This window comes from Vibrio sp. TRT 2004, from assembly GCF_050113735.1.
Classification (GTDB): Bacteria; Pseudomonadota; Gammaproteobacteria; order Enterobacterales; family Vibrionaceae; genus Vibrio.
The window spans coordinates 76,871-102,225 of record NZ_JBNJOH010000004.1 but is presented as its reverse complement, the minus strand read 5'-3'; the positions used below and the strand labels follow the sequence as shown (position 1 = coordinate 102,225).

22 protein-coding genes are annotated in these 25,355 nt (G+C 45.4%); 10 read left to right on the top strand and 12 right to left on the bottom strand.

Annotated elements, in window-relative coordinates; all coding sequences use genetic code 11:
* Complete coding sequence (locus tag ACQEXR_RS03105; RefSeq protein ID WP_426950996.1) at positions 1-993, top strand: cytochrome d ubiquinol oxidase subunit II; 993 nt, start codon at positions 1-3, stop codon at positions 991-993.
* 43 nt (positions 994-1,036) lie between these two features.
* Here ACQEXR_RS03105 and ACQEXR_RS03100 read toward each other — a convergent pair whose 3' ends face one another.
* From ACQEXR_RS03100 to rdgC, 3 genes are all read right to left on the bottom strand, one after another.
* Positions 1,037-1,291 carry a YfhL family 4Fe-4S dicluster ferredoxin gene (locus ACQEXR_RS03100; protein ID WP_045953980.1) on the bottom strand — a complete coding sequence of 85 codons (255 nt, stop codon included), beginning with the start codon at positions 1,289-1,291 and terminating at the stop codon, positions 1,037-1,039.
* A 2-nt stretch (positions 1,292-1,293) separates the two neighbouring features.
* The gene (gene yegQ / locus ACQEXR_RS03095; RefSeq protein ID WP_269377660.1) at positions 1,294-2,694 is read right to left on the bottom strand and encodes a tRNA 5-hydroxyuridine modification protein YegQ; all 1,401 of its coding nucleotides are present in this window, start codon (positions 2,692-2,694) and stop codon (positions 1,294-1,296) included.
* Positions 2,695-2,851: 157 nt separating this feature from the next.
* On the bottom strand, positions 2,852-3,766 hold the full coding sequence (rdgC, locus tag ACQEXR_RS03090) for a recombination-associated protein RdgC (RefSeq protein ID WP_138970463.1): 915 nt from the start codon (positions 3,764-3,766) through the stop codon (positions 2,852-2,854).
* 217 nt (positions 3,767-3,983) lie between these two features.
* Between rdgC and phoB the strand changes: the two genes are divergently transcribed.
* From phoB to ACQEXR_RS03075, 3 genes are read left to right on the top strand one after another with little or no spacing between them, the layout of a single operon-like run.
* The gene (phoB, locus tag ACQEXR_RS03085) at positions 3,984-4,673 is read left to right on the top strand and encodes a phosphate regulon transcriptional regulator PhoB (RefSeq protein ID WP_138970464.1); all 690 of its coding nucleotides are present in this window, start codon (positions 3,984-3,986) and stop codon (positions 4,671-4,673) included.
* A 24-nt stretch (positions 4,674-4,697) separates the two neighbouring features.
* Entirely contained in the window at positions 4,698-5,999 is a 1,302-nt protein-coding gene (gene phoR / locus ACQEXR_RS03080) for a phosphate regulon sensor histidine kinase PhoR (protein ID WP_138970465.1), read from the top strand.
* A complete protein-coding gene (locus tag ACQEXR_RS03075) occupies positions 5,996-6,955 on the top strand; it encodes a PstS family phosphate ABC transporter substrate-binding protein (RefSeq protein WP_426950999.1) in 960 nt (319 codons plus the stop codon). Before phoR ends, ACQEXR_RS03075 begins: the two co-directional genes overlap by 4 nt.
* Here the strand turns inward: ACQEXR_RS03075 and ppx are convergent.
* Together ppx and ppk1 are read right to left on the bottom strand one after the other, a co-directional pair.
* The gene (gene ppx / locus ACQEXR_RS03070) at positions 6,944-8,443 is read right to left on the bottom strand and encodes an exopolyphosphatase (RefSeq protein WP_138970467.1); all 1,500 of its coding nucleotides are present in this window, start codon (positions 8,441-8,443) and stop codon (positions 6,944-6,946) included. The genes ACQEXR_RS03075 and ppx overlap by 12 nt on opposite strands.
* Positions 8,444-8,537: 94 nt before the next feature.
* A complete protein-coding gene (gene ppk1 / locus ACQEXR_RS03065; protein WP_427019724.1) occupies positions 8,538-10,643 on the bottom strand; it encodes a polyphosphate kinase 1 in 2,106 nt (701 codons plus the stop codon).
* Between the two features lie 198 nt (positions 10,644-10,841).
* Between ppk1 and ACQEXR_RS03060 the strand changes: the two genes are divergently transcribed.
* From ACQEXR_RS03060 to phoU, 4 genes are read left to right on the top strand one after another with little or no spacing between them, the layout of a single operon-like run.
* Complete coding sequence (locus ACQEXR_RS03060) at positions 10,842-13,025, top strand: ABC transporter permease subunit (RefSeq protein ID WP_427019723.1); 2,184 nt, start codon at positions 10,842-10,844, stop codon at positions 13,023-13,025.
* Positions 13,026-13,051: 26 nt separating this feature from the next.
* Complete coding sequence (pstA, locus tag ACQEXR_RS03055; RefSeq protein ID WP_427019722.1) at positions 13,052-14,698, top strand: phosphate ABC transporter permease PstA; 1,647 nt, start codon at positions 13,052-13,054, stop codon at positions 14,696-14,698.
* Between the two features lie 2 nt (positions 14,699-14,700).
* Positions 14,701-15,519: a phosphate ABC transporter ATP-binding protein PstB gene (gene pstB, locus ACQEXR_RS03050; RefSeq protein ID WP_138970471.1), complete on the top strand. Its 819-nt coding sequence runs from the start codon at positions 14,701-14,703 to the stop codon at positions 15,517-15,519.
* Positions 15,520-15,539: 20 nt separating this feature from the next.
* Entirely contained in the window at positions 15,540-16,238 is a 699-nt protein-coding gene (phoU, locus tag ACQEXR_RS03045) for a phosphate signaling complex protein PhoU (RefSeq protein WP_138970472.1), read from the top strand.
* Here the strand turns inward: phoU and ACQEXR_RS03040 are convergent.
* The 6 genes from ACQEXR_RS03040 to ACQEXR_RS03015 all read right to left on the bottom strand — a co-directional run bounded on the left by ACQEXR_RS03040 (position 16,235) and on the right by ACQEXR_RS03015 (position 20,969).
* Positions 16,235-16,747 (bottom strand): hypothetical protein, encoded by a 513-nt coding sequence (locus ACQEXR_RS03040; RefSeq protein ID WP_427019721.1) that lies wholly within the window; start codon positions 16,745-16,747, stop codon positions 16,235-16,237. The two genes, phoU and ACQEXR_RS03040, sit on opposite strands and share 4 nt — an antisense overlap.
* Positions 16,748-16,994: 247 nt before the next feature.
* Positions 16,995-17,933 (bottom strand): LysR family transcriptional regulator, encoded by a 939-nt coding sequence (locus ACQEXR_RS03035; protein WP_427019720.1) that lies wholly within the window; start codon positions 17,931-17,933, stop codon positions 16,995-16,997.
* Between the two features lie 8 nt (positions 17,934-17,941).
* Positions 17,942-18,724 (bottom strand): polyphosphate kinase 2, encoded by a 783-nt coding sequence (gene ppk2, locus ACQEXR_RS03030; RefSeq protein WP_331416519.1) that lies wholly within the window; start codon positions 18,722-18,724, stop codon positions 17,942-17,944.
* Between the two features lie 60 nt (positions 18,725-18,784).
* Complete coding sequence (locus tag ACQEXR_RS03025; protein WP_331416520.1) at positions 18,785-19,531, bottom strand: copper homeostasis protein CutC; 747 nt, start codon at positions 19,529-19,531, stop codon at positions 18,785-18,787.
* A gap of 139 nt (positions 19,532-19,670) precedes the next feature.
* Positions 19,671-19,973 carry a YebG family protein gene (locus ACQEXR_RS03020; protein ID WP_138970475.1) on the bottom strand — a complete coding sequence of 101 codons (303 nt, stop codon included), beginning with the start codon at positions 19,971-19,973 and terminating at the stop codon, positions 19,671-19,673.
* 102 nt (positions 19,974-20,075) lie between these two features.
* Positions 20,076-20,969, bottom strand: coding sequence for a LysR family transcriptional regulator (locus tag ACQEXR_RS03015; protein WP_331416522.1), 894 nt, complete (start codon positions 20,967-20,969; stop codon positions 20,076-20,078).
* A gap of 105 nt (positions 20,970-21,074) precedes the next feature.
* On the opposite strand from ACQEXR_RS03015, the gene ACQEXR_RS03010 reads away from it, so the two are divergent.
* Positions 21,075-22,049 carry a TDT family transporter gene (locus tag ACQEXR_RS03010; protein WP_426951014.1) on the top strand — a complete coding sequence of 325 codons (975 nt, stop codon included), beginning with the start codon at positions 21,075-21,077 and terminating at the stop codon, positions 22,047-22,049.
* Here the strand turns inward: ACQEXR_RS03010 and ACQEXR_RS03005 are convergent, their stop codons facing one another.
* Complete coding sequence (locus tag ACQEXR_RS03005) at positions 22,050-23,918, bottom strand: sigma-54-dependent Fis family transcriptional regulator (protein WP_426951016.1); 1,869 nt, start codon at positions 23,916-23,918, stop codon at positions 22,050-22,052.
* Positions 23,919-24,262: 344 nt separating this feature from the next.
* Between ACQEXR_RS03005 and ACQEXR_RS03000 the strand changes: the two genes are divergently transcribed.
* The gene (locus ACQEXR_RS03000) at positions 24,263-25,351 is read left to right on the top strand and encodes an ABC transporter ATP-binding protein (protein WP_138970479.1); all 1,089 of its coding nucleotides are present in this window, start codon (positions 24,263-24,265) and stop codon (positions 25,349-25,351) included.
* The last annotated feature ends 4 nt before the right edge of the window (positions 25,352-25,355 follow it).

Below are 25,355 nucleotides of genomic sequence, written 5' to 3'. Positions count from 1 at the left end.
ATGCTCGACTATTTACCGGAAATTTATCTTTTGTTGCTGGGTTTTTCAGTCTTTATGTATGCTGTATTAGATGGCTACGATTTAGGCGTTGGCATTCTTCTGCCGAGCGATAATGAAGTTCAACGTGATCGTATGATTGCATCAATAGGGCCATTTTGGGATGCCAATGAAACATGGTTGGTGCTAGCGGTCGGTATTTTGTTGATCGCGTTCCCTGCCGCTCACAGTTTGATTCTTACCGAGCTCTATTTGCCAACAGCGATCATGTTGATTGCTCTTATTATGCGTGGCGTTTCGTTTGACTTTAGAGCCAAAGCCAATGCTGACCACAAAAGTCGTTGGGATTGGTGTTTTAGGATTGGCTCATTGGTGACTTCGCTGACCCAAGGTTATATGGTCGGTCGTTACATTATGGGCTTTGAACAAAGCACAGAAGCGTTGGGTTTTGCATGGTTAAGCGCATTATGTGTAACCGCAGCCTACGTGTACATTGGTGGAGCTTGGTTGGTACTTAAAACGGAAGGGGAGTTACAGATCCGATCGGCTCGTTGGTCGAGACGTGCGGGTTGGCTTGCTGCTCTAGGGATTTTAGTGGTGAGTGTTGTCAATCCAGTGGTGAGTGAACAAGTCGCTTTGCGATGGTTTAGCTTCCCTGAGGTGCTGCTGCTTGCTCCGATTCCACTTGTGGTATTAGCGACCATCTTTCTTGTCGACCGTTATTTGCGTCAAGTACCTATGGTAAATGACCTTGGTGTTCGCTGGCCCTTCTTTGGTGTTACGCTGATTTTCGCCCTTAGTTTCCTTGGTTTGGCGTACAGCTTTTTCCCTGAAGTGGTTCCAGGTGTCATGACCGCGAAGGAGGCGGCTTCGTCGCCCGCTACTTTGATGATTGTCGGGTATGGTGTGATGATCGTTATGCCGATGATTTTACTCTACACCTTTGCGGTCTATCGGATCTTTAAAGGTAAAGCGACAGAGCTGAGCTATAAATAATCGACCAGAAATGAAAACGCCGCTCAGTGAGCGGCGTTTCTAATTAAGCTAAACCTTGAATAATCACGAATTTCTCTAGTAACTCTTCTTCGGTTTCAACGTGATTAGGGTCAGTAATGATACACTTTGTTATCGGGCATACTGACTGACACGTAGGCTTTTCGTAATGGCCTTTACATTCAGTACATAAATCAGGATCGATTTCAAAGATAGAGTCACCCATAGAAATAGCACCATTTGGGCACTCAGGGTCACACATATCGCAGTTAATGCACTTGTCAGTAATGAGCAATGCCATGATTACTTACCCGTTGGGTTACGGGTATCCTGACCTGCATTTAGGTTACGCATTAACAGGCCGTATTCCAGATCCATATCTTGTGGTACTGGAATGAATACGAAATGGCCATTTCCTTTTGCGTCTTCGATTTGCTCTGATTTACGGTTTTCCATCGCTTCAAGCGTGAAGATAACGTTACCTTTTGGTGTCATTAGCTCTAAGCTGTCACCAACAACGAATTTGTTCTTCACTTCTACTTCTGCAAGGTCACCACGACGTTTACCTGTGAACTCTCCCACGAACTGCTGAGCGTCAGATACCGAGTAACCGTAGTCATAGTTTTGGTATGCATCATGAGTGTGACGACGCAGGAAACCTTCCGTGTAACCACGGTGTGCCAAGCTCTCTAGTGTACCCATTAGGCTCTCATCAAATGGTTTGCCAGCAACAGCGTCATCGATCGCTTTGCGGTAAACCTGAGCAGTACGTGCACAGTAGTAGAAAGACTTAGTACGACCTTCGATTTTAAGTGAGTGAACACCCATCTTGGTCAGACGCTCTACGTGTTGAACCGCACGTAGGTCTTTCGAGTTCATGATGTAAGTGCCGTGCTCATCTTCATACGCGGCCATCTTTTCTTCTGGACGGTGCGCTTCAGACAGTAACACAACTTCATCGGTTGGTTTTCCACGACCAATGGTCGTTTCTGGACGCTCGTCTTGGACTTCAACCGCTTGTGCTTGAGCAGGGTCGAACTTCTCAACGATATCGCCAGTGTCGTTCTCTTTGCCTTGCTCAACCTTGTATTCCCAACGACATGCGTTTGTACATGTACCTTGGTTAGGATCACGTTTGTTGATGTAGCCAGACAGTAGGCAGCGGCCAGAGTAAGCCATACACAGTGCACCGTGGACGAAAACTTCTAGTTCCGTTTCAGGACAGTGTTCGCGGATCTCTTCGATCTCTTCTAGAGAAAGCTCACGAGAAACAATCACACGCTCAACGCCGTTCGCCGCCCAGAACTTAACTGTTGCCCAGTTTACTGCGTTCGCCTGTACAGACAGGTGAATTGGCATTTCAGGGAAGGCTTCACGAACCATCATGATTAGGCCAGGGTCTGACATGATAAGTGCGTCAGGGCCCATTTCGACCACTGGTTTAAGGTCGCGGATGAAGGTTTTTAGCTTAGAGTTGTGTGGTTGGATGTTACATACCACGTAAAGCTTTTTGCCTAGGGCATGGGCTTCATCGATACCAATTTTTAGGTTCTCGTGGTTGAATTCGTTGTTACGTACACGAAGGCTGTAGCGAGGTTGACCTGCATACACTGCGTCTGCGCCATAGGCAAATGCGTAGCGCATGTTTTTTAGGCTGCCTGCTGGTGACAGTAGCTCTGGTACGAATGCTTTCTCAGTAGTCATTGTCTTTTTCTCTAGTCTGATCTCAAGTCAGGTTACTCCCACCTAGTGGAAGTAAAGGGGCGCAAATTTTACGTCAAAACGTGACTTGTGACTAGGAAAAGCTTTCAGAAAGGCAATTAAAAAACGCCCTGTGAGTCGGGCGTTTATAGAAAGTACGTTATGCGTTAGGGTGAGGTAAGCCACCTAAGCATTCATAGAGGTTGGGTAGGAAAGCGCTTAGCTCGCCGCACATCAGTGAAAAATCGGCATCGAAACGTGCCGCTTGATCTTCACGAGGAATATCGTCGTTTTGGTCTTTTAGCTCATCTGAGAACTTGAGGCGTTTGATGCTGCCATCTTCCGCTAAAATGAATTCAAGGCGCTCTTGCCACCATAAAGCCAGTTTGGTTACTACCTTACCAGCATCGATATGGCTGCGAATTTCATCTGCGGTCAGTTCTTGCTTCTTACAGCGAATGACACCGCCTTCTTCAAGCACAGATTTAAGCTCGGCCTCATCCAGCATCTGAATGCCAGCTGGAGTGTTACCTGTTTTTACCCACTCTGTTAACGTCGTTTCTACTGCGGTCTCAGGAATGGCTGGGACGACAGGTAAGCTGCCCATCGTTTTACGCAATAGAGCAAGAACATCTTCTGCTTTTTTGTAGCTACTAGCATCAACAAGAATAAAACCTTCATTAGGCAAAATAACGACATTGGTATAGTTGCTGCGACTGAAAGCGCGCGGTAGCAAATCTATGACGATGTCTTCCTTGAGGTTATCCTTTTCTTTCTTCTTGAGAGGGCGGCCTTCCTGAGCTTCCATTGCTTCAATTTTGGCATTCAGTGAATCTTTAATCACAGAAGCTGGCAGCATTTTCTCTTCTTTCTTTGCGCAGATAAGAATACGGTTTTCAGAGACATGCGTCATCATATCGCCATGTTTACCCATCGCAGTAACCCAACCAAATTTGGTTTTGTCCTGACTGCCACATGGAGTAAAGCGAAACTCTTGAAGTTGTTTCTCTAGTTGGTCAGCGTTGAATTCGATTTCACGATTAAATCGGTAAACTAGACAGTTCTTAAACCACATACTTTTTCTCTATACCTAAATTTGACGGCTCATCATAAAGACTTTTGCTTTGTTTGTCTTACAGCAAACACGCAATAGTGGAATGAAAGTTATATGAAAATTAGTTTTCAAAGGTCACAAAAGTGTCATAATTGCTAGTAATAATGCCTATGCATCAGAAGGCGGTTTCACTGCCTTACTTATTGAGAAAGCTCAACTAATATAAGGTTATACAGTTATGTCTAGAAGGATTCTAGTTGTCGAAGATGAAGCACCGATCCGTGAAATGCTCTGCTTTGTCCTTGAACAGAAAGGTTACCAAACAGTCGAAGCGCAAGATTACGAAACTGCGGTAACTAAACTAGCAGAACCCTTCCCAGATCTCGTCCTGCTTGACTGGATGCTTCCAGGCGGCAGCGGCATCAACTTCATCAAGCATATGAAGCGTGAAGAGTTAACGCGTAATATTCCTGTGGTGATGCTGACAGCGCGCGGTGAAGAAGAAGATAAGGTGCGTGGTCTAGAAGTTGGAGCCGATGATTACATCACTAAACCATTCTCACCTAAAGAGTTGGTTGCCAGACTGAAAGCGGTAATTCGACGTGTTACGCCGACGGCGCTTGAAGATGTTATTGATGTCCAAGGTCTGAAATTGGATCCCGTATCCCACCGTGTTATGGCTAACGATCAAGCGCTTGATATGGGGCCTACCGAGTTTAAGATGCTGCACTTCTTTATGACCCATCAAGAGCGAGTTTACAGCCGTGAACAGCTACTTAATAACGTATGGGGTACCAATGTCTACGTTGAAGACCGTACCGTTGATGTTCATATCCGTAGACTGCGTAAAGCTTTGGAAAGTGCAGGGCATGACAAGTTGATTCAGACAGTACGTGGCGCTGGCTATCGATTCTCGACTAAGGCGTAAAATACAATACCGGTGGAGATGTAGGTGGTAGAACGGTTAACGTGGAAAAAATTAGCTTGGCAGTTGGTTTTCCTTTACACCCCTTGGGTGATTGTCGGCTGGATTTTCGGTTATATGCCGTGGTTGCTTTTTGCAGCCACGGTTTTGCAGCTTGTATGGCATTTAAACAATCAAATGCGTTTATCGGCATGGTTGTGGGATGAAAAACGTCTGACACCGCCCTCCGGTACAGGCAACTGGGAATCTTTGTTTAACGGCATCTATCGCTTACAACAGCGGCAGCGTAAAAAGCGTAAAGAGCTGACCAAATTAATCCGTCGTTTCCGTAATGGTGCTGAATCATTACCTGATGCGGTAGTTGTTTTTCGTAGTGAAGGCAACATTGTATGGTGCAACAAGCTTGCACAACATTTACTTGGTTTTCGTTGGCCTGATGATTCAGGACAACCCATTTCTAACTTAGTCCGAACACCAGACTTCATTCATTATCTTAACAAGCAAGATTATTCTGAACCATTAGAGATGCGCTCACCGCTTAATGTGGATCGTATGATCGAACTACGTATCGTGCCATATATGGAAGGGGAGCATCTGATGGTGGTGCGTGACATTACTCAGTTGCAGCAGTTAGAAGGTATGCGTCGCAACTTTTTTGCTAATGTTTCCCATGAGTTGCGTACCCCGATGACAGTGCTACAGGGCTATCTGGAAATGACGGAAGATCCGGATATTGTTGCCGGTCCTATGTGGAGCAAAGCCCATGGAGTTATGACTGAGCAGTTGAATCGGATGAATACTCTTGTTAATCAGTTACTGACTCTGTCAAAAATTGAAGCCTCTTCGACACTTGAACTTGAAGATGTGGTCAACGTTCCGGCGATGCTGGAAGTTCTAGAAAAAGAGGCCGCTAGTTTAAGCGGTGACCTCGGGCATAAGCTCTCTTTTGACGTTGATAGCGAATTACATGTGCTTGGTGACGATGATCAGCTACGCAGTGCCATCTCTAACTTGGTCTACAATGCCGTCAAGTATACCCCCGCGGGCGCGGATATTCATGTTCGTTGGTACAAGACATCTCAAGGTGCTCACCTTGAAGTTGAAGACAGTGGAGATGGTATCGAACCTCAACATTTACACCGATTGACTGAACGTTTCTATCGAGTAGATAAGGCGCGGTCACGTGATACTGGCGGCAGTGGTCTTGGACTTGCGATTGTGAAGCATGCCTTGAGCCACCATGATTCGCATTTGGAAATCAGCAGTGAGGTTGGGGTTGGCAGTAAGTTTTCTTTCACTCTGCCATCGCGTTTAGTGGTTAAACGATGAGAAGCTTACTTGTCGTTGCATGGCTTTCATTACTCAGTTCAGTACCTAGCTGGGCTGGGAGTACGGCTTTACCTAATTACAATAAGGTGGCTGGAATTACCGGTGAACTGACGACGGTTGGCTCTGACACTTTGGCCGGAATGACCACGTCATGGGTTGAAGAATTTAAATCGCTCTACCCCAGTGTCAATGGTCAGGTGCAGGCATCCGGCTCTTCAACTGCCCCTCCAGCATTGACAGAGCGCATTGCTCAGTTTGGCCCCATGAGTCGACCGATGTTAAAGCGGGAAATCGAGGCCTTCGAACGTGAAAATGGTTATAAGCCAACAGAACTGAGAGTCGCGATTGATGCCATCGGCATCTTTGTTCATCGTGACAACCCAATCAAAGGGCTGAACTTTTATCAGCTCGATAGTATTTTTTCTGCCACGCTGCGCTGTGGGGCGACTGAGTCGGTCTCAACTTGGGCTGACTTAGGACTGGATTACCAGTGGAGTAAGCGAGGGATGCAGATGTTTGGACGTAACTCTGTATCAGGGACTTATGGATATTTCAAAAAGAATGCTCTGTGTGGTGGCGATTTTAAAAATAGCGTCAACGAGCAACCCGGTTCGGCATCGGTAGTACAGTCTGTCGGCTCGGCAATCAATACCATTGGTTACTCGGGAGTGGGTTACAAAGTCTCGCGTGTGAAACTATTACCGATCGCTAAGTCGGGTGACAACTACATAGAGGCGAGTCAAGAAAACATTCTTTCTGGTAAGTACCCACTTTCGCGCTACCTCTATGTATATGTAAACAAGCACCCTTTCAAACCGTTGAGCCCCATTGAACGAGAATTTGTTCGTTTCATGTTCTCCAGTCAGGGGCAAGCTTTAGTTGAAAAAGAAGGCTATGTGCCGATTTCACCACAGATAGCCAAAAAAGAGCTTGCTAAAGTAGGTTTAGAAAACTAGTTCCCATCCTGCACTCGTCCAATAATCTTGTTCGGTCAGTAAATCCGCGTGTAGCAGTTTATTCTCTTCAAGCCATTGATCATTAGTGGAAGAAATTTTCCATTGCTCTCCATCAATCGTGATCGAAAGGTTCGGCAGGGGATCGTCGTTTCGTTGACCATTGAGCAAAATGGCGAGACGGAGGATACGAATCAGACCTACAATGTGCTTTTTCTTAAACAGAGTGAACTCTTCCATCTCATTTAGCTTAAGCGATTTACGCTGAAAACGTACCAGAGTGGCGAGAACACGCTGCTGTTCTTGGTTGAAACCAGGCATGTAAGTGTTGCGTAGAATGTATGCTGAGTGACGATGAAAAGCTTGTAGGCTGATGCTTAATCCCACTTCATGCAGTAGTGCGCTCCATTGGAGTAGGTCAAACAACTCGCTGCTTTTCTTTATGCCGAGCTGTTTGTGTACTTGCTGGAGAAATTCACTCGCGTGGCCTTTAATTTTAGCCGCGTGTTCGAGATCAACCAGATGTTTACTGGCGAGATTTTCCGTCGTGCGCATGCGAATATCTGAGCGTTTAAAACTATCTTCCATCTCAAAGAGCAAACCTTCACGTAGTGCACCCTCTGAGAAGTGCATTTCATTGATCTTCAGACTTTGGAAGACAGCGCTAAGTATTGCCACACCTGCGGCGAAAACCGGTTTTCTTTCAGGTGTTAACCCTGATAGTTCGATCTCATCAATGGTTTCCCACTGGCACAATGTTTCAGTCAGTTTTGATAGACGCTTGCTGGTAATGATGCCATCTTCATGACCAAGACCAATCAGAACCTCTTTGATCGCTTTGATGGTTCCTGAAGATCCGAACGCGACTTCCCAGCCCGTGCGACGGTAACGATGAGCGATAGATTCAAGCTTTTGCTCAGCCAACAGCGTCGCTTTGGTGAAATTGCTACTAGATAACTTATCATCTGTGAAAAAACGTTTGGTATAGCTGACGCAGCCCATCTGTTTACTGTTGATCAGTTCGGGTTCAAACCCCTTACCAATAACCAACTCTGTACTGCCACCACCAATATCAACCACGAGTTTGGAGTCTGATTCTGGTTGAGTGTGAGCCACCCCCAGATAAATCAAACGCGCTTCTTCAACACCAGGAATGATCTCAATTGGGAAGGGCAGAACATCTCGAGCTCGTTGAAGAAAAATATGTGCGTTGTTGGCTTGGCGCAGAGTATGAGTGGCGGCAATCCGAACGTTATCAGGATCAAAGCCTTGGATACGTTCAGCGAACATTGCGAGGCATTCTAATCCGCGTTGCATTGAGGCGTTATCTAAGTTTTTAAGTGCGTCTAACCCAGCTGCAAGTCTAACTCTTTGCTTGTGGCGGCTGACTAATTGCAAATCCTGTTCAACTACTCTTGCCACGACCATATGAAAGCTGTTTGAGCCTAAGTCAATGGCAGCAACATCTCGTATTTCCGGATTCTGAGTCATTCTATTCCAACCTAAATAAGTCGCGTACACACTTGGCGCTTACCCCCTTCACTGCGTGTATAGAGTGATGGGGCCCTTACCAACATCAGCAAAGCTACTGCTCAAGTTGGGTATGTAACTGTGCTTTGCGTTTCTGATTCCTAGTTTGTCTTTCTACCTGTTTAAGATAGTCGTAAATGGCAATCTGCGAGCGTACTTTCTTGCGGTTTCCACGCGGCACATAGTGATTGCTCATCTCTTTATCGATCCATCTCGCTTTTACTGTATCGGTAAAATGGATGTTAATGATATCAATAATGCGCTGTTTAAGTCGTTGGTCACGGACTGGCGCTGTGACCTCTATACGATAATCAATATTTCGCGTCATCCAGTCAGCGGATGAGATATAGACCTGAGGATCACCAGCGTTATGGGTGATCAGCACTCGAGGGTGCTCAAGGAATCGATCAACGATACTAATGATTTTGATATTGTCGCTGACTCCTTCGACACCAGGAACAAGTGAACACATTCCGCGGATGATCATTTTAATTTCAACGCCTGCTGAACTGGCTTCGTAGAGTCTATTGACTAAGCCTTTGTCTACCAGATTGTTGACTTTGAGCGTAATCGCAGCCTTTTTGCCCTCTTTAGCGTTGCTTATCTCGGTATCGATGAGGCGATAGAGTTGTTTACGGGAGTTCCTAGGCGAGACGATGAGGTGATTAAACCTAATAGGTCGGTACGGGTTCTCAATGTAGCCAAAGACTTTACTCACTTCGTTGGTGAGTTCTGGATCGGCGGTTAATAGCGAAAAATCGGTGTAGATTCGTGCGGTTTTTTCGTGAAAGTTACCGGTACCAATATGTGCATAACGCACAATGTCGTCCTCTTCTCGACGACTTATCAGTAGCAGCTTGGAGTGAATTTTCAGGCCTGGAACACCAAAGAGTACTTCTACGCCAGCATCCGTCAAAACGCGTGACCATTCGATATTCGCTTCTTCATCAAAACGCGCTTGAAGTTCGACGACTACCGTAACGCTTTTTCCATTGTGTACGGCATCGATAAGCGAGTTCATTAAACGCGAGTGTTTGGCGACGCGATAAATATTGATCTTTATACTTAGCACTTTCGGGTCGAACGATGCTTGACGTACCAATTCACTGATATGTTCAAAGGTATGGTAAGGGTAGTGGAGCAAAATATCTTGCGCCTTGATGGCGTCAAATTTGTTGGCGTACCCTTCAAAGTCCGCACACTCCATTGGCGGTAACGGCTTGTTTTCTAAGTAGTCTCGGCCGACGTTAGGAAAAGCAATAAAGTCTTTAAAGTTGTGATAACGACCACCGGGAATCAAACTGTCGTAGTTTGATATTTTGAGCTTTTCGCATAAGAAATCGAGCATTTCCTTAGGCATTTCTCTTTCGTAAACGAAGCGCACAGGCATAGCGGTTAAACGTTGGCTTACGCCTTCTGACATCTGTTCAAGTAGGCTGTATTCAACCTCATGACTCAAGTCGTACTCTGCATCGCGAGTCATTTTCATCGCGTAGCCATTGAGGCTCTGATATTCAAAAAATCCGCTAAAAAGCTCATCTAGACAATATCGGATGATGTTATCGAGCAAGATGATCGTTTTACGCCGTTTTCCTTTCTGCTCAGGCACCATCACAAAACGAGGCAGGTGATCGGTTGGGATTTCGATCAGTGCGTATTGGTTGAGCTCCTGTTGTGCGAGTTCAACGGCGATATAGGCATATTCATCTTTGAGAAACTGCAAAACGTCAATATCATCACGAAGCATCAAGGGCGTGATGTGGGGCAGAACCTGATGACGAAAATATTTTCGTACCCAGACTTGCTGCGCTTCACTGAGTTGAGTTTCGTTAACAAGAAATATGCGTCTTCGAGCCATATCACGAATCAAGTCCGCGTAGAGCTCATCAAAGCGCTCATTAAGGCGCAGCGCTTTGGTTTGCATTTTGGTCAATAGATGTTTGGAGTTGTCATTTCCACCACGTTCTTGGTTGATCAAAATTCGGCGTTTGACATCGGCAAATCGTACTTTATAGAACTCATCTAAGTTATTGGAAAATATGCCAAGAAATCGAATTCGTTCGACCAGAGGGACATCTTTGTCGGCGGCCTCTTGCAAGACCCGTTCATTAAAAGAAAGCCAACTTAATTCCTTTTCAATATACAGCTTCTCTGTGCTCATGATCTTACCCTATTACCTACTTGACGGACTCGAGTGAAGATCCTCTTCACTCACTTTGGATAGCAACTTAAGGGGTTTATATGACATTTTTATTGCAAATTTTATTGCATTGTTTTCAGTTGTTTATTGGGAACTGTAATATAATTGTCACCTTATAGAAATATTATACCCTAGGATAAAAATAGGTATGAGACAGGAATGACACAGGCAGAATTTTCTTTGCGAGAACGTGATCGAAAGCGATTGATAAAAGATCGATTGGTTCGTTTCACTGTATCTGCTGGTGGCGTTGGTGTTCTTGCCGCACTGGTGCTGATTTTTGTCTATCTTGCTATGATGGTTTTGCCACTGTTTAGTGACGCAAAATTCACACCTAATGTACGGTCGATAAAGATACCAGCAACGCAAGCTCTTGCGGCGGGTGTCGATGATTATGGTGAAAATGCTTTTGTCCTGTCGTCACAAGGTAAGCTCAATTTCTGGTCGTTAACCGATTCTGAACGGAAGCCTGTACTCTCTGAACAACTTGGGCACTCGGGTGATCTGTTTGCTAAAACCATCCCTGTGCTTGGGTGGTTTGCTTATGCTTCCCAGCAAGGGGAAGTGACTCTGTTCAAGCCTAACTTAGATTTTGAGCTGCAAAAAGGTAACCGTAAATTCTCACCAAGCGTGACGGAGTTGTCTCTACCCTTCAATCTTTACCGCGAAGGGAATGATCTTAAAAAGTTTGCCTTCGCCAATAGTGACGACCTTACCTTGGCTGGTTGGTACGATGACCAAACGGTTATGGTCCGATGGCAAGATGGCAGCGAGGTTAAGTCGTTTACGTTTCTATCGCCTATATCCAGCCTTGAACAGTTGATACTAACGCCAGATGGTAAAACTCTTTACCTCCGTTCTGGCTCTGAATTGATTGTGGCGGTTCGTCAGTCACAAAATTTTGCCGTGCGTGAAGTGGTCGACTTGAGTCAGGGAAATCCTCAACATTCAGTGATGAATATTGACTTACTTTCTGGGGCATACTCGTTGCTGGTTACTTACCGCGATGGTTTGGTCTCTCAGTGGTTTGACGTGATTAATGAGGGTAAGCGTTCACTTACCTTTATTCGCCAGTTCAATCTTGCCTCAGAATTACAATTTCTTTTGCCAGATAGTTATCGCAAAGGGTTTTATAGCTTCTATATAAACGGTACGGTGCAGAGCCACTACACGACCAGCGAAAAGCTGGTGATGTTTGAGCGTGCATATCAAAAAGCCCCGCAAATAGCCGCGATGTCAAACAATGAGACTTACCTCATTGCGCTAACGGACGGTTCATTAGATCTTGCGGTAGTGGATAACCCATATCCAGAAATTTCGCTATCGTCACTTTGGCAGCAAGTCTGGTATGAAAGTTATGCGCAACCGGAGTTTGTGTGGCAAACCACGTCGGCGAGTGAAGAGTTTGAAGCGAAATTTAGTCTGGTTCCGATTGTATTTGGGACGTTGAAGGCTGCCGCTTTTGCGATGCTATTTGCTGTGCCGATTGCAGTATTGGGGGCCATCTATACTGCGTATTTCATGACATCTAGAATGCGTAGAATCGTTAAGCCGTCGATCGAATTGATGGAAGCACTGCCGACGGTTATTATCGGTTTCCTTGCCGGCTTGTGGTTTGCTCCTATTGTCGAAAGTCACTTAGCCGCAGTTGTTGCCTTGATGATTTTCTTACCTCTATCGACGGTAGTGATTGGTTTAGTTTGGCATGGTCTTCCTAAAGCGTTGACTGGACGATTCTCTAATGGATGGCATGCCGCAATTCTAATGCCCGCGATTGTTATCCTTACTGTGGTTATTCTGTCTCAAAGTGGCAGCATCGAGGCGTTACTGTTTTCAGGTGATGTTAGAGTTTATCTTGCCGAGCATGGTATCGATTTTGACCAGCGAAATGCACTCGTGGTGGGATTCGCGATGGGGTTTGCGGTGATACCAACGATATTTACCATTGCGGAGGATGCGATTTTCTCTGTACCTAAACATCTATCCGATGGTTCTTTGGCTCTGGGGGCGACATCATGGCAAACGCTGATACACGTTGTGTTATTGACCGCCAGCCCAGGTATTTTTTCTGCCATTATGATGGGGTTAGGGCGTGCGGTAGGTGAAACCATGATTGTGTTAATGGCGACAGGTAACACACCAATCATGGATTGGAATATTTTAGAAGGGATGCGTACGTTATCAGCAACCATTGCCGTTGAGATGCCGGAGTCTGAAGTCGGCAGTTCGCACTACCGTTTGTTGTTTTTAGCGGCGCTGATATTGTTGGTATTTACCTTTGCGGTGAACTCTTTAGCAGAATATGTTCGTCAACGTTTACGTGAAAAGTATCGCTCACTATAACGATCAAAATTTAGGAAGTGTTCAACGTGATTAAGTGGTTTAAATCAGGCTCTCCATGGATATGGTTAACGGGTGGTGCAGTTAGCGTCAGCCTGCTTTCTGTGTTGGGGCTATTGCTGCTGATTGGTTGGAAAGGACTTTCCTATTTCTGGCCTGCGCCTTTGTATCAGTGGCAGACTCCGCAGGGGAATACTCTAGTTGGGCAAATCTATGCGACTGAATATGTGCCAGTTAGTCACTTAACCGAGATGAACGTCGCACTGCCTCAGGAAACTATCGATAAGGGGGTGGTGAAGCGCTTAAATATTAAGGTGGCTAACCGCGATCTCTACGATGCGGATTTTGTTTCGTTGCTTTCTATAGATCTTGACGAACCAGTAACCCCCGCTAAGTGGGCCGTCATCGAGAGAGTTCGCGATGGTGATTTTTATGCGAATCCTATCGGCTATCTATACCCAGATGGAACAATATCAACGGATTTAACCAGTGAGATTCGCGACCGCTTGGATTTTGCCAATGAGTTACGCGAAGAGATTGAACGTCTAATTGAAGGCGATGTCCGAGTGATCAGTGCTCAAGCTGAGCGACTGAGACTAGAAAAGCGCAAACGCACTCTGAATGGAAATCTAGATGATGAGTTTGAAGCGCTTTACCGAACTCAGAGTGGTCGTTATGTTGAAGCTCTAGCAGCAGCAGAAAATAAACTCGATTACTTGCGCGGTCAGTTGGCAAATCAGGGGATGATTGTCGAAGATATGACTGGGCAACAAGTGATGATTCCGCTGAACCAAGTGTTAGATATTTGGTATCCGAATCAGATGAGTACTTTGGAAAAGCTAGCTCGTTGGGCTAAACAGGTATGGAAGTTCTTGTCAGAAGACCCTCGTGATTCAAACTCGGAAGGCGGGGTTTTTCCTGCAATGTTCGGAACCGTGTTATTGGTACTGATCATGTCTGTTATCGTTATGCCGCTTGGTGTCATTGCAGCGATATATCTTCATGAGTATGCTAAGAACAATGCTTTCACTCGCTTGATTCGAGTCGCGGTGATTAATCTCGCTGGGGTACCATCCATTGTGTATGGTGTTTTTGGCCTTGGTTTCTTTGTTTATAGCTTAGGTGGTTCAATAGACGCACTCTTTTACCAAGAGCGTTTGCCAGCACCGACGTTTGGTACGCCTGGGCTACTATGGTCTGCACTGACCTTGGCCGTGTTAACGCTACCGGTTGTGATTGTTGCAACGGAAGAAGGTTTAACTCGAATTCCGAACTCAGTTCGTCATGGTTCATTGGCGTTAGGCGCAACGCAATTTGAAACCATGTGGCGAATTGTATTGCCGATGGCGAGTCCCGCAATCATCACTGGCCTGATTCTGGCGGTGGCGCGGGCGGCAGGAGAAGTCGCTCCTTTAATGTTAGTCGGGGTAGTGAAACTAGCTTCGAGTCTGCCGGTTGATAATCAGTTTCCATTTTTGCATTTAGAACGTAAATTCATGCACTTAGGTTTTCACATTTATGACGTTGGCTTTCAAACCACTAATATTGAAAGTGCAAGACCACTGGTTTATGCGACCTCTTTTTTATTAGTGACAGTGATTGTAGGGCTGAATCTCACTGCGATTAGTATTCGTAATAATTTGCGCGAAAAATATCGAACATTAGGACAAGATTAAACATGTTTTCTGTCAATCAAACACTCGGCTACCACGCGCCGTTAGATGTGAACAATTTGAGCGATGAGCAAACGGCGATTGCGATCGAGGATTTAAACTTGTTCTACAAGAGTTCGCAGGCATTGAGTGGCGTCTCGATGCGAATCCCTAAGGGGAAAGTCACTGCATTCATAGGTCCATCAGGATGTGGGAAATCCACGCTTTTGCGCTGTATAAACCGAATGAATGACTTGGTTGAAGGCTGCCAAGTGCAGGGACAAGTCAGACTTCATGGAAAAAACGTCTATGATCCAGATGTAGACGTTGCAACCTTACGTCGCCGTGTAGGGATGGTTTTCCAAAGACCCAACCCATTTCCTAAATCAATATACGAGAATGTGGTTTACGGTCTGCGTCTGCAAGGTGTTAAAAATAGTCGCTCACTTGATGATGCGGTAGAAAGAGCTCTTAGAGCATCAGCGCTTTGGGATGAAGTGAAAGATCGTTTACACGAGAATGCGTTTGGACTATCTGGTGGTCAGCAGCAGCGACTGGTGATTGCTCGCGCGATTGCGATTGAACCGGAAGTATTGCTACTTGATGAGCCGACATCGGCGCTCGATCCCATCTCTACATTGACGATAGAAGAGTTGATTAACGAGCTGAAAACTCAATATACCGTTGTAATCGTCACACATAACATGCAACAAGCCGCACGAGTGAGTGATCACACCGCATTTATTCATATGGGGAAATTGATTGAGTATTCTGATACGGATTCTATCTTCACTTCACCATTGAAAAAACAGACCGAAGACTACATTACTGGTCGATATGGTTAAGCAGTTTTAACGGAGATTCTATGAATTTTGGACGTCATATTTCAGGTCAGTTTAATGTCGAGTTAGAATCGATCCGAACTCATGTGTTAACCATGGGCGGCTTGGTTGAGCAGCAGCTCTCTTACGCGATGAAGGCTCTGTATAAGGATGACATCGAACTGGCTAAACAAGTGGTTCGAGATGATCACAAAGTGAATGCGATGGAAGTGTCTATTGATGAAGCTTGTACTCGCATCATTGCTAAGCGCCAGCCAACCGCGAAAGATTTGCGTCTTGTTATGGCGATCATTAAAACCATTACTGATCTCGAACGTATCGGTGATGTAGCGGCTAAAATTGCGCATGCAGCAATTAAATCGCCAACAACGAAAGAACGTCAGTTCCATGTCTCACTAGAACCTCTTTGCCGCCACGCAATTAGCATGTTGCACCAAGTGTTGGACGCTTTTGCTCGTATGGATGTTGATGCGGCAGCGGAAGTGTACAAGCTCGATGATAAACTTGATGCGGAATATGAAGCGGTTATTCGTCAGCTGATGACCTATATGATGGAAGACCCGAAAAACATTCCTAATATTCTGCAGGTTATGTGGTCAGCTCGTGCGATTGAGCGTGTGGGGGACCGTTGTCAGAATATCTGTGAGTACATCATCTACTTTGTTAAAGGCAAAGATGTTCGCCACTTGGGCGAACAAAGCATTGACGACGCATTGCGTTAAAAGTGTAAAACGACCCCAGTAGAAAAAGTGGCTGACCAGTGCGTCCCCAACAGTGTTTTGCTCTGATCAATATAGTGGACGTCACTGCCAACTCTAAAACCGATATTGTCATTAACAAATACTACCCAAGCTGCTGAAACAGTGGCTCCAGTGGCCTCTTTATACTTAGCTTCACTCGACCAGATGTAATCACGAGTGCCTTGATACTCAACAACTCCCCCTTCAAGTTGCAGCGCCATCTTCATTGGGTGATCGATAAATTGATATTGGCCGCCGACGCGGTAGGTCTTGAAACGATCTTTATCGAGCAAAATCTCCGCTGAGGTATGTGAATAGCTGAGATACAAGGCATCAAGCCCTACGATATCAGTTAATCCGAGCTGTAGACCCGCACCCGATATTCCCGCTCCAAGATAAGGCCCCAGTTTGAGTTCTGGTGAAATATGTAAGCCAGTTGCACCAGCCGTAATCGGAGTCAAGAGAGCCAGTGCTAACAGTTGTTTTTTCATGATAGGTACCAAAGATTTCGCCATAATTCGGAGCAGTGTCCTCTAAAACTGAAGCGCAGTGATGCTTGTCCATCCTTGGTATCTTTGCTCTCGTGAGGAAATGTTAAGCACTAAGCCCGATAGGTACTAATTAGTATCTCTTATTAATCTGATAAGCATTGCTTCTTACTTGCTGCCAATAAAAATTTGAATGACGTTTTTCGAAGTGAGATGGAGCAGTGAAGGAGAAGAGGGCGTAATAGACAGATTATGCGCGGGGCTTTTCGGCGAGTTGCTGGTTAAGTACATGTTGAATTTGCTGGTGGAGCCACTCAATCAATGGTGTTTGACGGTATTTACAGTGGTAAAAACTGTATACATTGTGAAGATAGGGCTCGCCTTGCACTGTGACATCAAGTGCTTTGAGGGTTGGGTAGTTTTGTATCGGAAATAAGTTAGAGTGAGGCATGAAAAAGTCACTATGTTGAATGACATCTACCACCGCCATGACAAACTCTGACCGGAATCCGACTTCAGGAGCTACCCCTTCTTGTTTCATCAGCTCAGCGGCATAAACAAAATTGTCGTTCCAACCTGGGGTGATAACTGAAGCGATAGGGTAGGGAGCCATGTCATGTGACGTGACTCGTTTTTTGGTCACTGGGTGGTCTTTTCTAACAATGATTTTTCCTGTCAACTCAACCAGTTTTTGCTGATATATACTTTGTTGCGCTTTACTTTCGAGATTGACTCCGAGCAGTATTTCACCCTTTATAATTTCTTCAAAAGTAGAGCGTTGCCAGCCGATCAATTCAATAGTGCAATTGGGAGCTTGCTCTCTCAAACGTAGAAACAACGCACCAGAGAGGCAAGTTAATACAATAGGCGCTACGGCAATTTTAATTGAACCAGAGAGTGTTTTGGGATCAAATGTATCGACCTGATTAAGCACCTTTGCCAGCCCGTCAAGATGTGGAGTGATTGCGTTTGCCAACTGATGGGCAAATGGCGTCGGCTCTAGCCCTCTAGGTACTTTAACAAACAACTCATCATCAAAGTGGTTACGCAGTTTTTGCAGGGCTTGACTGATGGCAGGCTGTGAGACAAACAGACGTTGCGAGGCCTTACGCATATTCAGTTCTTGCGACAGAACTAAAAATGTTCGTAACAGGTTTAAATCTAAGCTGTAAAACAGATCTTTTGCCATGCTATGCCTTAGTATTTCTCGGGAACGAAGGTTTGCTCTTCAAGTGGAGCTCGAATATAGCCTTCTTTGTTTAGTTCTGGTAGCTCGATCTTCGGGTAGGAAATTTCCTGATACTCAATTTGTTCAAGCAAGTGGCTGATACAATTAAGTCGCGCTCGCTTCTTATCATCTGAAGGGACGACCCACCAAGGGCACTGCTTGGTATCAGTGTAAGCGAACATCTGATCCTTTGCTTCCGAATACTCTGCCCATCGGTTGCGAGACTCGAGATCCATTGGACTAAATTTCCAGCGTTTGATAGGCGTATTTATACGTCCTAAAAAGCGTTTCTCTTGCTCTTCATCGGAAACTGAGAACCAGTATTTGAGTAGAATAATGCCCGAACGTTGCAGCATGCGTTCAAACTCAGGGCAAGATCTTAGAAACTCTTCATACTGGTCGGGAGTACAAAACCCCATCACCTTTTCAACTCCCGCTCGGTTGTACCAGCTTCGATCGAACAGAGTGATTTCGCCTGCCGCTGGTAGATGGGCAACGTAGCGTTGAAAATACCACTGAGTTTTTTCTTTTTCTGTAGGGGCCGGTAGGGCGACAACCCTACATACCCTAGGATTGAGTTTCTCAGTGATGCGTTTTATCACACCGCCTTTCCCTGCTGCATCTCGACCTTCAAAGATAACCACGACCTTGAGGCCTTCCTGCTTGACCCACTCTTGCAGTTTGACTAACTCGATTTGCAATCGTTGAAGTTCGTTCTCGTAGTATTTTTTAGTTAGTTTACCGTCGCCCATAGTGCACTCCTTTGTTATCAAAAGGTTAGCACTAGTTTTATCTGGATAAGAGTGATATGGCTAAGAACTGAGAGCTTTCACTACCTTTTCAATAGCTTCGCTACTTGTGACGGGAATAAGGTAATCATCGGTATCTTGATTGCCCATTTTGGTCTGATTGTTCTGGGTTTGCATTTTGCTAGGGCGAGTCGCTTTTCCGGATAGGTGGACTTCTCTAACTCGGGTTTGCATTACGATGGATTGAGCATTTTCTGCGTTTAGCCCAGCGCCAGCCATGATGGAAATACGTCCATCAGCCAAGGTTACCATCTGTTTTAAAACGTCGATTCCAAGTTCGGCATTGGCTGCCAAACCTGAGGTGAGAATACGTTCACAGCCTAGTGAAACAATGTCTTCTATCGCTTGTTGCCAATCAACGCATTGGTCGATAGCACGATGGAAAGTGATTCCGAGTCCATAGATTTTAGCTTTGTCGGTTAATTGCTGAGCCGCGAGCATATCGATCTTGCCTTCAGGAGTTAGGACTCCAAGCACCACTCCTTGTAATCCTGCTTCTGCGGCGGCTTCGATATCCAGCAACATAGAGTCAATATCATCTTGCTCGTAAACAAAGTCTCCTTGTCGAGGGCGAATCATAGCGTAAACCGGAATCGAGGCTATTTGAGCCGCTTTATTCATCAGGCCGAAACTAGGCGTGAGACCACCCAAAGCGAGTGATGAGCAGAGTTCAATGCGGGTAGCACCGCCATTGATGGCGTAATGGAGGGATTCTAAATTATCAATGCAGACTTCGATATGGTATTTCATGGCTGTTGCTCATTTGGAAAGGTAAGGTCATTTTAGCAGTGCCATTGCAACATATTAGGGTAAACGTGGAAGTTTTTACTTCCCCTTAAAAAAACAAAACCCCAGCTTGAGGCTGAGGTTTCAAATCGGAATTGCTTGGTTACGCTGCGTCGTCTTGCGCTTCTTCGCTATCTTCAACAGCTTCAATCTTTTTTGATTGCTTTGGTGCTGGTTTACGCTTTGCACCAAGTGCATAGAGCACTTCTTCTTTGTTTTGTGCTAGGAACATGGCCAAGTCTTCTTGCTTGCCATCATCTTCTAGCAGTTCACTTTTACCCAATAGCTCAAAAAGCTCATCAGCCATATCGAGCATCTTGTCATATGCGTCAGCTTCCGCTTTAGAGGTAAAAGTCATTTTCTCTTCTCCGTTGCGTTCTACCACGTACTTGACGATTACAGCCATGGTTGGTCCTCTAACTCAAATTATTGAAAATATTTACTGTCTGTTTATACAGTTTTTAACCGATTAAGTCTAGGTTACTGACCAATTCTGAGATCCAAGTGGCTAGTCTTTGCGCCATTGATGACAATACTCAATAAAGGTTTTCAGCAGGGGACTTTGGTATTTTTCTTTGTGAACCAGTAGCCAGAAGCGGCGCTTCATATCGAGAGGTAACTGGAGTTCCACCACGCGACCATCTTTTAATGCTGGCTCTGCAGCCAGTTTGGAGAGGCAACCTAATCCCAATCCAGCAGAGACGCTATTGATCAAGGCTTCTGTGGTGTTGAGTTGGAATGATTCCTGCCAATGTTCAATTCTTGGGGCGATGGCTCGTAGAAAAAACTCACGGGAACCGGATCCTGGCTCGCGTAGGATCCAATGGCTATTCTCTAGCTCACCAACGGTAATGACTCCTTGCTGTGCAAAAGGCATATTCGGTGCACAAATGACGCACATTTCATCGTCGCTGAACTGAGTTGAAATTAACTGAGGATGCAGTGTTTTCCCTTCAATCAGTGCCAGATCGAGTTCATAGTCGACCAGTTTTTCACAGATGAGTGCTGAGTTGGAGATAAATAGGCTTTGTGCAAGGTGATGGGTTTCGCGGCGAAAGTCGCTGAGTAGATACGGGGCAAGTTGGTTGCCTATGGTGTCACTGGCTCCAATTCTTAATTGGCCTGACAATGCCTGATTATTATCGAACAGCTGTTCAATATCTTGCGCACGCTCAATGATTTCATCCGCTAAAGGCAGTAGTTTCTGCCCCTCTTGATTGAGGATAAGTCGATTATTTACTCGATCAAATAGTGAATGACCGATCTGTTTTTCAAGTTCAGAGAGTGCCATGCTTACGGCCGCTTTAGACAAAAACAGCGCTTCAGATGCTGCCGTCAGGGTGTCATGCTGAGTGATGGCGATGAAGACCTTTAGTTGTTTCAGAGAGATGTTAGCGGCCATAATTTTGTGTTTAGTTTATCTGAACGTATGTTCTAAATAATTAGATAGTTTCGAACATTTGGCAAGCGTAAACTGACCTCGAATTAAAGAGATTGTGAGGCAATAATGATTAAAGCAGCAAAAGCAAAAGTGATGGGTGCGCCTACTCCTATGGCGGGCTTAGCTCTAGGGATTGCCAGTTTAGGTTGGTGTTGGGAAAATGCCGCCCCTTTTAACGGTTACGCGCAGTGGTCTGGAGCGTTAATTGCCAGCGTATTGTTGTTGGTCCTCGCGGTAAAATTCTTGTTTCATCGCCACCTATTACGTGAAGATCTTGCTCACCCAGTTGTGGGCAGTGTGGTACCTACCTTCGCGATGGCGACTATGGTGGTATCGAACTCTTTGGGGCATTTTATTCCACTAGCGGGCGACATGTTATGGCTATTTGCAGTAGGGCTACATATCGTGTTTCTTACCAGCTTTGCTTACCATCGCATGCAGGATTTTGAGCTTCACCATATGGTACCAAGCTGGTTCGTTCCACCCGTGGGAATCATCGTTGCTGATGTCTCTTTTTCGGGCAATCCAGCATTGACTCAAATTGCTATGGGTGCGCTTATCTTTGGTATGTTGGCATATGCGATTATGCTACCTCTAATGATCTATCGTTTGATGTTCACGCATGAAATTCCTGATGCTGCGAAACCAACCATGGCGATTATGGCAGCACCTGCCAGCCTCTCACTTGCGGGTTACTTGACGGTCACGGCTGAGCCATCACCCGTTATCATTGGTCTTTTGTTTGGTATTGCAGTCTTGATGACAGCGATTATCTATCTGGCATTTATCAAACTACTTAGACTGCCATTTAGTCCAGGTTATGCCGCGTTCACCTTCCCAATGGTGATTGGTTCTACCGCTCTATTTAAACTCAGTGTGTGGATGGAGAGCGTCGGTATCGCCAGTGAGTATGTTGCCCAAATTCACTGGCTTGCGGGTTTAGAGCTAGTGGTTGCAACAGTTGTCGTTGGCTATGTTGCACTAAGATACCTCGCTTTCTACAAACCAGTGAGTCACGCATTAGGTTTGGTCTCCCACTGATTAACGTACTCCTTGCTCTCTTAGCCGCTTATACAAAGTATTGCGGCTAATGTTCAAATCCTTAGCGGTCGCAGAGACATTGCGACCGTTTTGTTCATAAACCGCCATCCAATCTTCGCTGATTATGGTTTCTTGGCTGCGACTAGAAGGCAGACCGATGTGATGGTCTGGTGGAGAAAATACTTCGGGCTGAGACGGTTGCAAATCTTGTAAGAAATCATCAGGAAGATGTTCTACGCTAATGGTTTCATCGCCAGCCATCGCCAGCGCAATCTGAATGACACTAACCATCTGGCGAATATTTCCTGGCCAAGGGTGGGATTTGAACATCGACAACACTTCGAGACTGATGTTAGGTGCCTCACCATCTAGGGCGTATTTAGCCAGTAAAAACTTCACTAGGGCTTCTTTGTCTGTTCGCTCTCTTAGTGAAGGCAATGAGAGGTTCAATCCGGTGACTCGGTAGTAGAGATCTTGTCGGAAAGTGCCTCTTTCAACATCTTGTTTGAGGTTGCGGTTAGTGGCAGAGACCAGTTTGAAGTCGACAGGATAAGAGGTCGTAGAACCAAGAGGTGTTACCTTACGCTCTTGAAGAACACGCAACAGGCGCGCCTGAACATTCATAGGCATATCGCCCAACTCATCTAAAAACAGTGTCCCTTTATCAGCTTTGCGGATCAGGCCTATATAGCCCTTATTGTTCGCCCCCGTAAAGGCGCCTTTCTCATAGCCAAACAGTTCTGATTCGACTAACTCGGCAGGAATTGCGGCACAGTTGACTGCAATCATCGGAGCATGTTTACGTTCGCTGGATAAGTGAAGCGCATTGACGAATACTTCTTTGCCGACGCCCGTTTCGCCATGAATCAAGATAGGGATGTCGGTATTGAGAATACGGCTCGATTGAGCGATGGCTTTCGCCAGCCTTGGATCGCCCATGTTGAGTCGCTCTAAGTCAAGAGGTGCTTTGGCGTTTTTAAGATCGCTTTTGGCAGCCGATTTACGATAATCGAGTTGACGTCCTTTAGGCACTTTAGGTGGTGTAATAATGCCAAAAAAGCTAAAGCGAGAGTGGGTTGTGATTGCTGCTGGATTAAAAGGAGGGTGGGATAGTAACTGCTCCAGCCTTATATCAAAGATCTGATCTAAACGCTGAAGTGCCAGATCTTGCCCTAAGACCACTTCGGCTCGACGGTTGGCAGAAATGATCACACCTTGTTCATTGAACACCAAGAGGGAAGACCACTGGCTATCAATATTTTCCGCTGAAGTGTTAAACCACAAAAGATAGTGTTCTGCTTGAAACTTGGATGCAATTAGTTGATTTTCAATCGCCTGGGACATCAGCTTTACCATACCTAGAGTGTGCGCGGTTGGCATGTAGGCGTCACTGGATATCGAGAGCACTCCGGCCATTTTTCTGTCTGCATCAAATAATGGGGCAGCGGAGCCCGTCATAAAGCGGTTAGACGTTAAGAAGTGTTCATCGTGAAACACTTGAACAATGGAACCTGTCTCTAGTGCTGTACCAATTGCGTTGGTGCCAATCAGGTTTTCCTGCCAGTTAACGCCATTCTGAAAGACTTGAGGCTGCCGTTGCGAGAAGAAACGCTGTTCACCCCAACTGTTCAACACTTGTCCATTGGTGTTCGCTAATGTGATCAGGCAGTTGCTGTTGGCGAGTAAGCTGTCATAGAAGGGCAGGACCTTTTGCTGGGTAGTGGTTAATAGCCCTGAATGCTCTTCAAGGGTATGGCTAAAGGCCTGACCGGTCTCCATTTCAATTATTGGATGACTATTGTGAACGAGCCCCGCCTCCCGGCATCTTTGCCAGGATCGCTCAATCATAGATAGATGTGTTTTGTCCATAGTCTTGACCACTTGCAGCGTTAAATTGGCCTGAATTAAGTCATTATTCTAATTGTTCGTATGTGAACGTTAATGATCACAAACGCTCATCTAACATATCACTTCCATGAACACATTGAACATCAACCGAACACATTTTATTAACAAATGTTACAGGGGTCTCATATGCGAAATTGCTAATAAACCAAGTGCCTTACTGACTTGTTCATCAAAATATCTTTATGTTTAAAGGGCTGTAAGACGATATGTGAATTTTTTGTTGCTTATTTGTGTAAGTTGGCACGACTCTCGCTGTAGTGAGCAATATCGAAAAAGATTGTTGTTCGAATGGTAAGGAGTTTTTAGTGTCATTAACACTTGAGCAGGTAAGCAAATATGTTGACGGAGATATGCATATCTCTGATGTCAACCTCACTTTTGAGCCGGGCTCGTTTAACGTGTTGCTCGGACGTACGTTAGCGGGTAAGACCTCTTTAATGAGGCTCATTGCAGGGCTGGATCGTCCGACTTCTGGGAAGATTTTAGTCAATGGTATTGATGTGACGGGTGTGTCGGTACGCGACCGTAACATCTCAATGGTTTACCAACAGTTTATTAATTATCCCAACCTGACTGTGTTTGAGAACGTGGCTTCGCCTCTAAGACTTGCAGGGATGGCAGATAAAGAGATTCAGGAACGCGTTTATGCGACAGCAGAAATGTTGCGCATAACTGAACACTTAAACAAGTATCCACTAGAGCTATCAGGTGGTCAGCAACAGCGTACGGCTATGGCAAGAGCTTTGGTAAAAGATGCAGAGATCATTCTGTTCGATGAGCCATTAGTGAATCTTGACTACAAATTGCGTGAAGAGTTACGTCAGGAGATGCGCGAGCTATTTCAGACCAGACATACGATTGCTATCTACGCGACGACCGAACCGAACGAGGCACTAGCACTAGGAGGTACGACGACCATTCTTCATGAAGGAAAAGTGATTCAGTCTGGTCCAACCGCTTCTGTTTACCATCACCCAGACAATGTGGACTCCGCGACCCTATTTAGTGAACCGCCGATCAATCTTATTGCTGGGGAAATAACCTCGAACGAAGTGACGTTCGATCAAAGTGCACATTTCCCGTTAAATCAGTCACTAAGTAAATTGGAAATGGGTCATTACCAGTTTGGGATTCGGCCAAGTCATCTGAGCTTGCTGCCTAAAAATGATGATGATGTTGAGCTCACCGTTCAGGTTGAAGTGGCGGAAATCAGTGGCTCTGAAACCTTCCTTCACGTGCGCAACGCTCATCTCGATATGGTGCTGCATTTACCGGGCGTTCATAGCTACGACGTTGATGAGACGATCAAAATCTACATTCCAATCCACAAATTTTATGTCTTCGGTATGGATAACAATCTCATCCATGCCCCGATTCGTGATGTTAGGGGATAGCGTT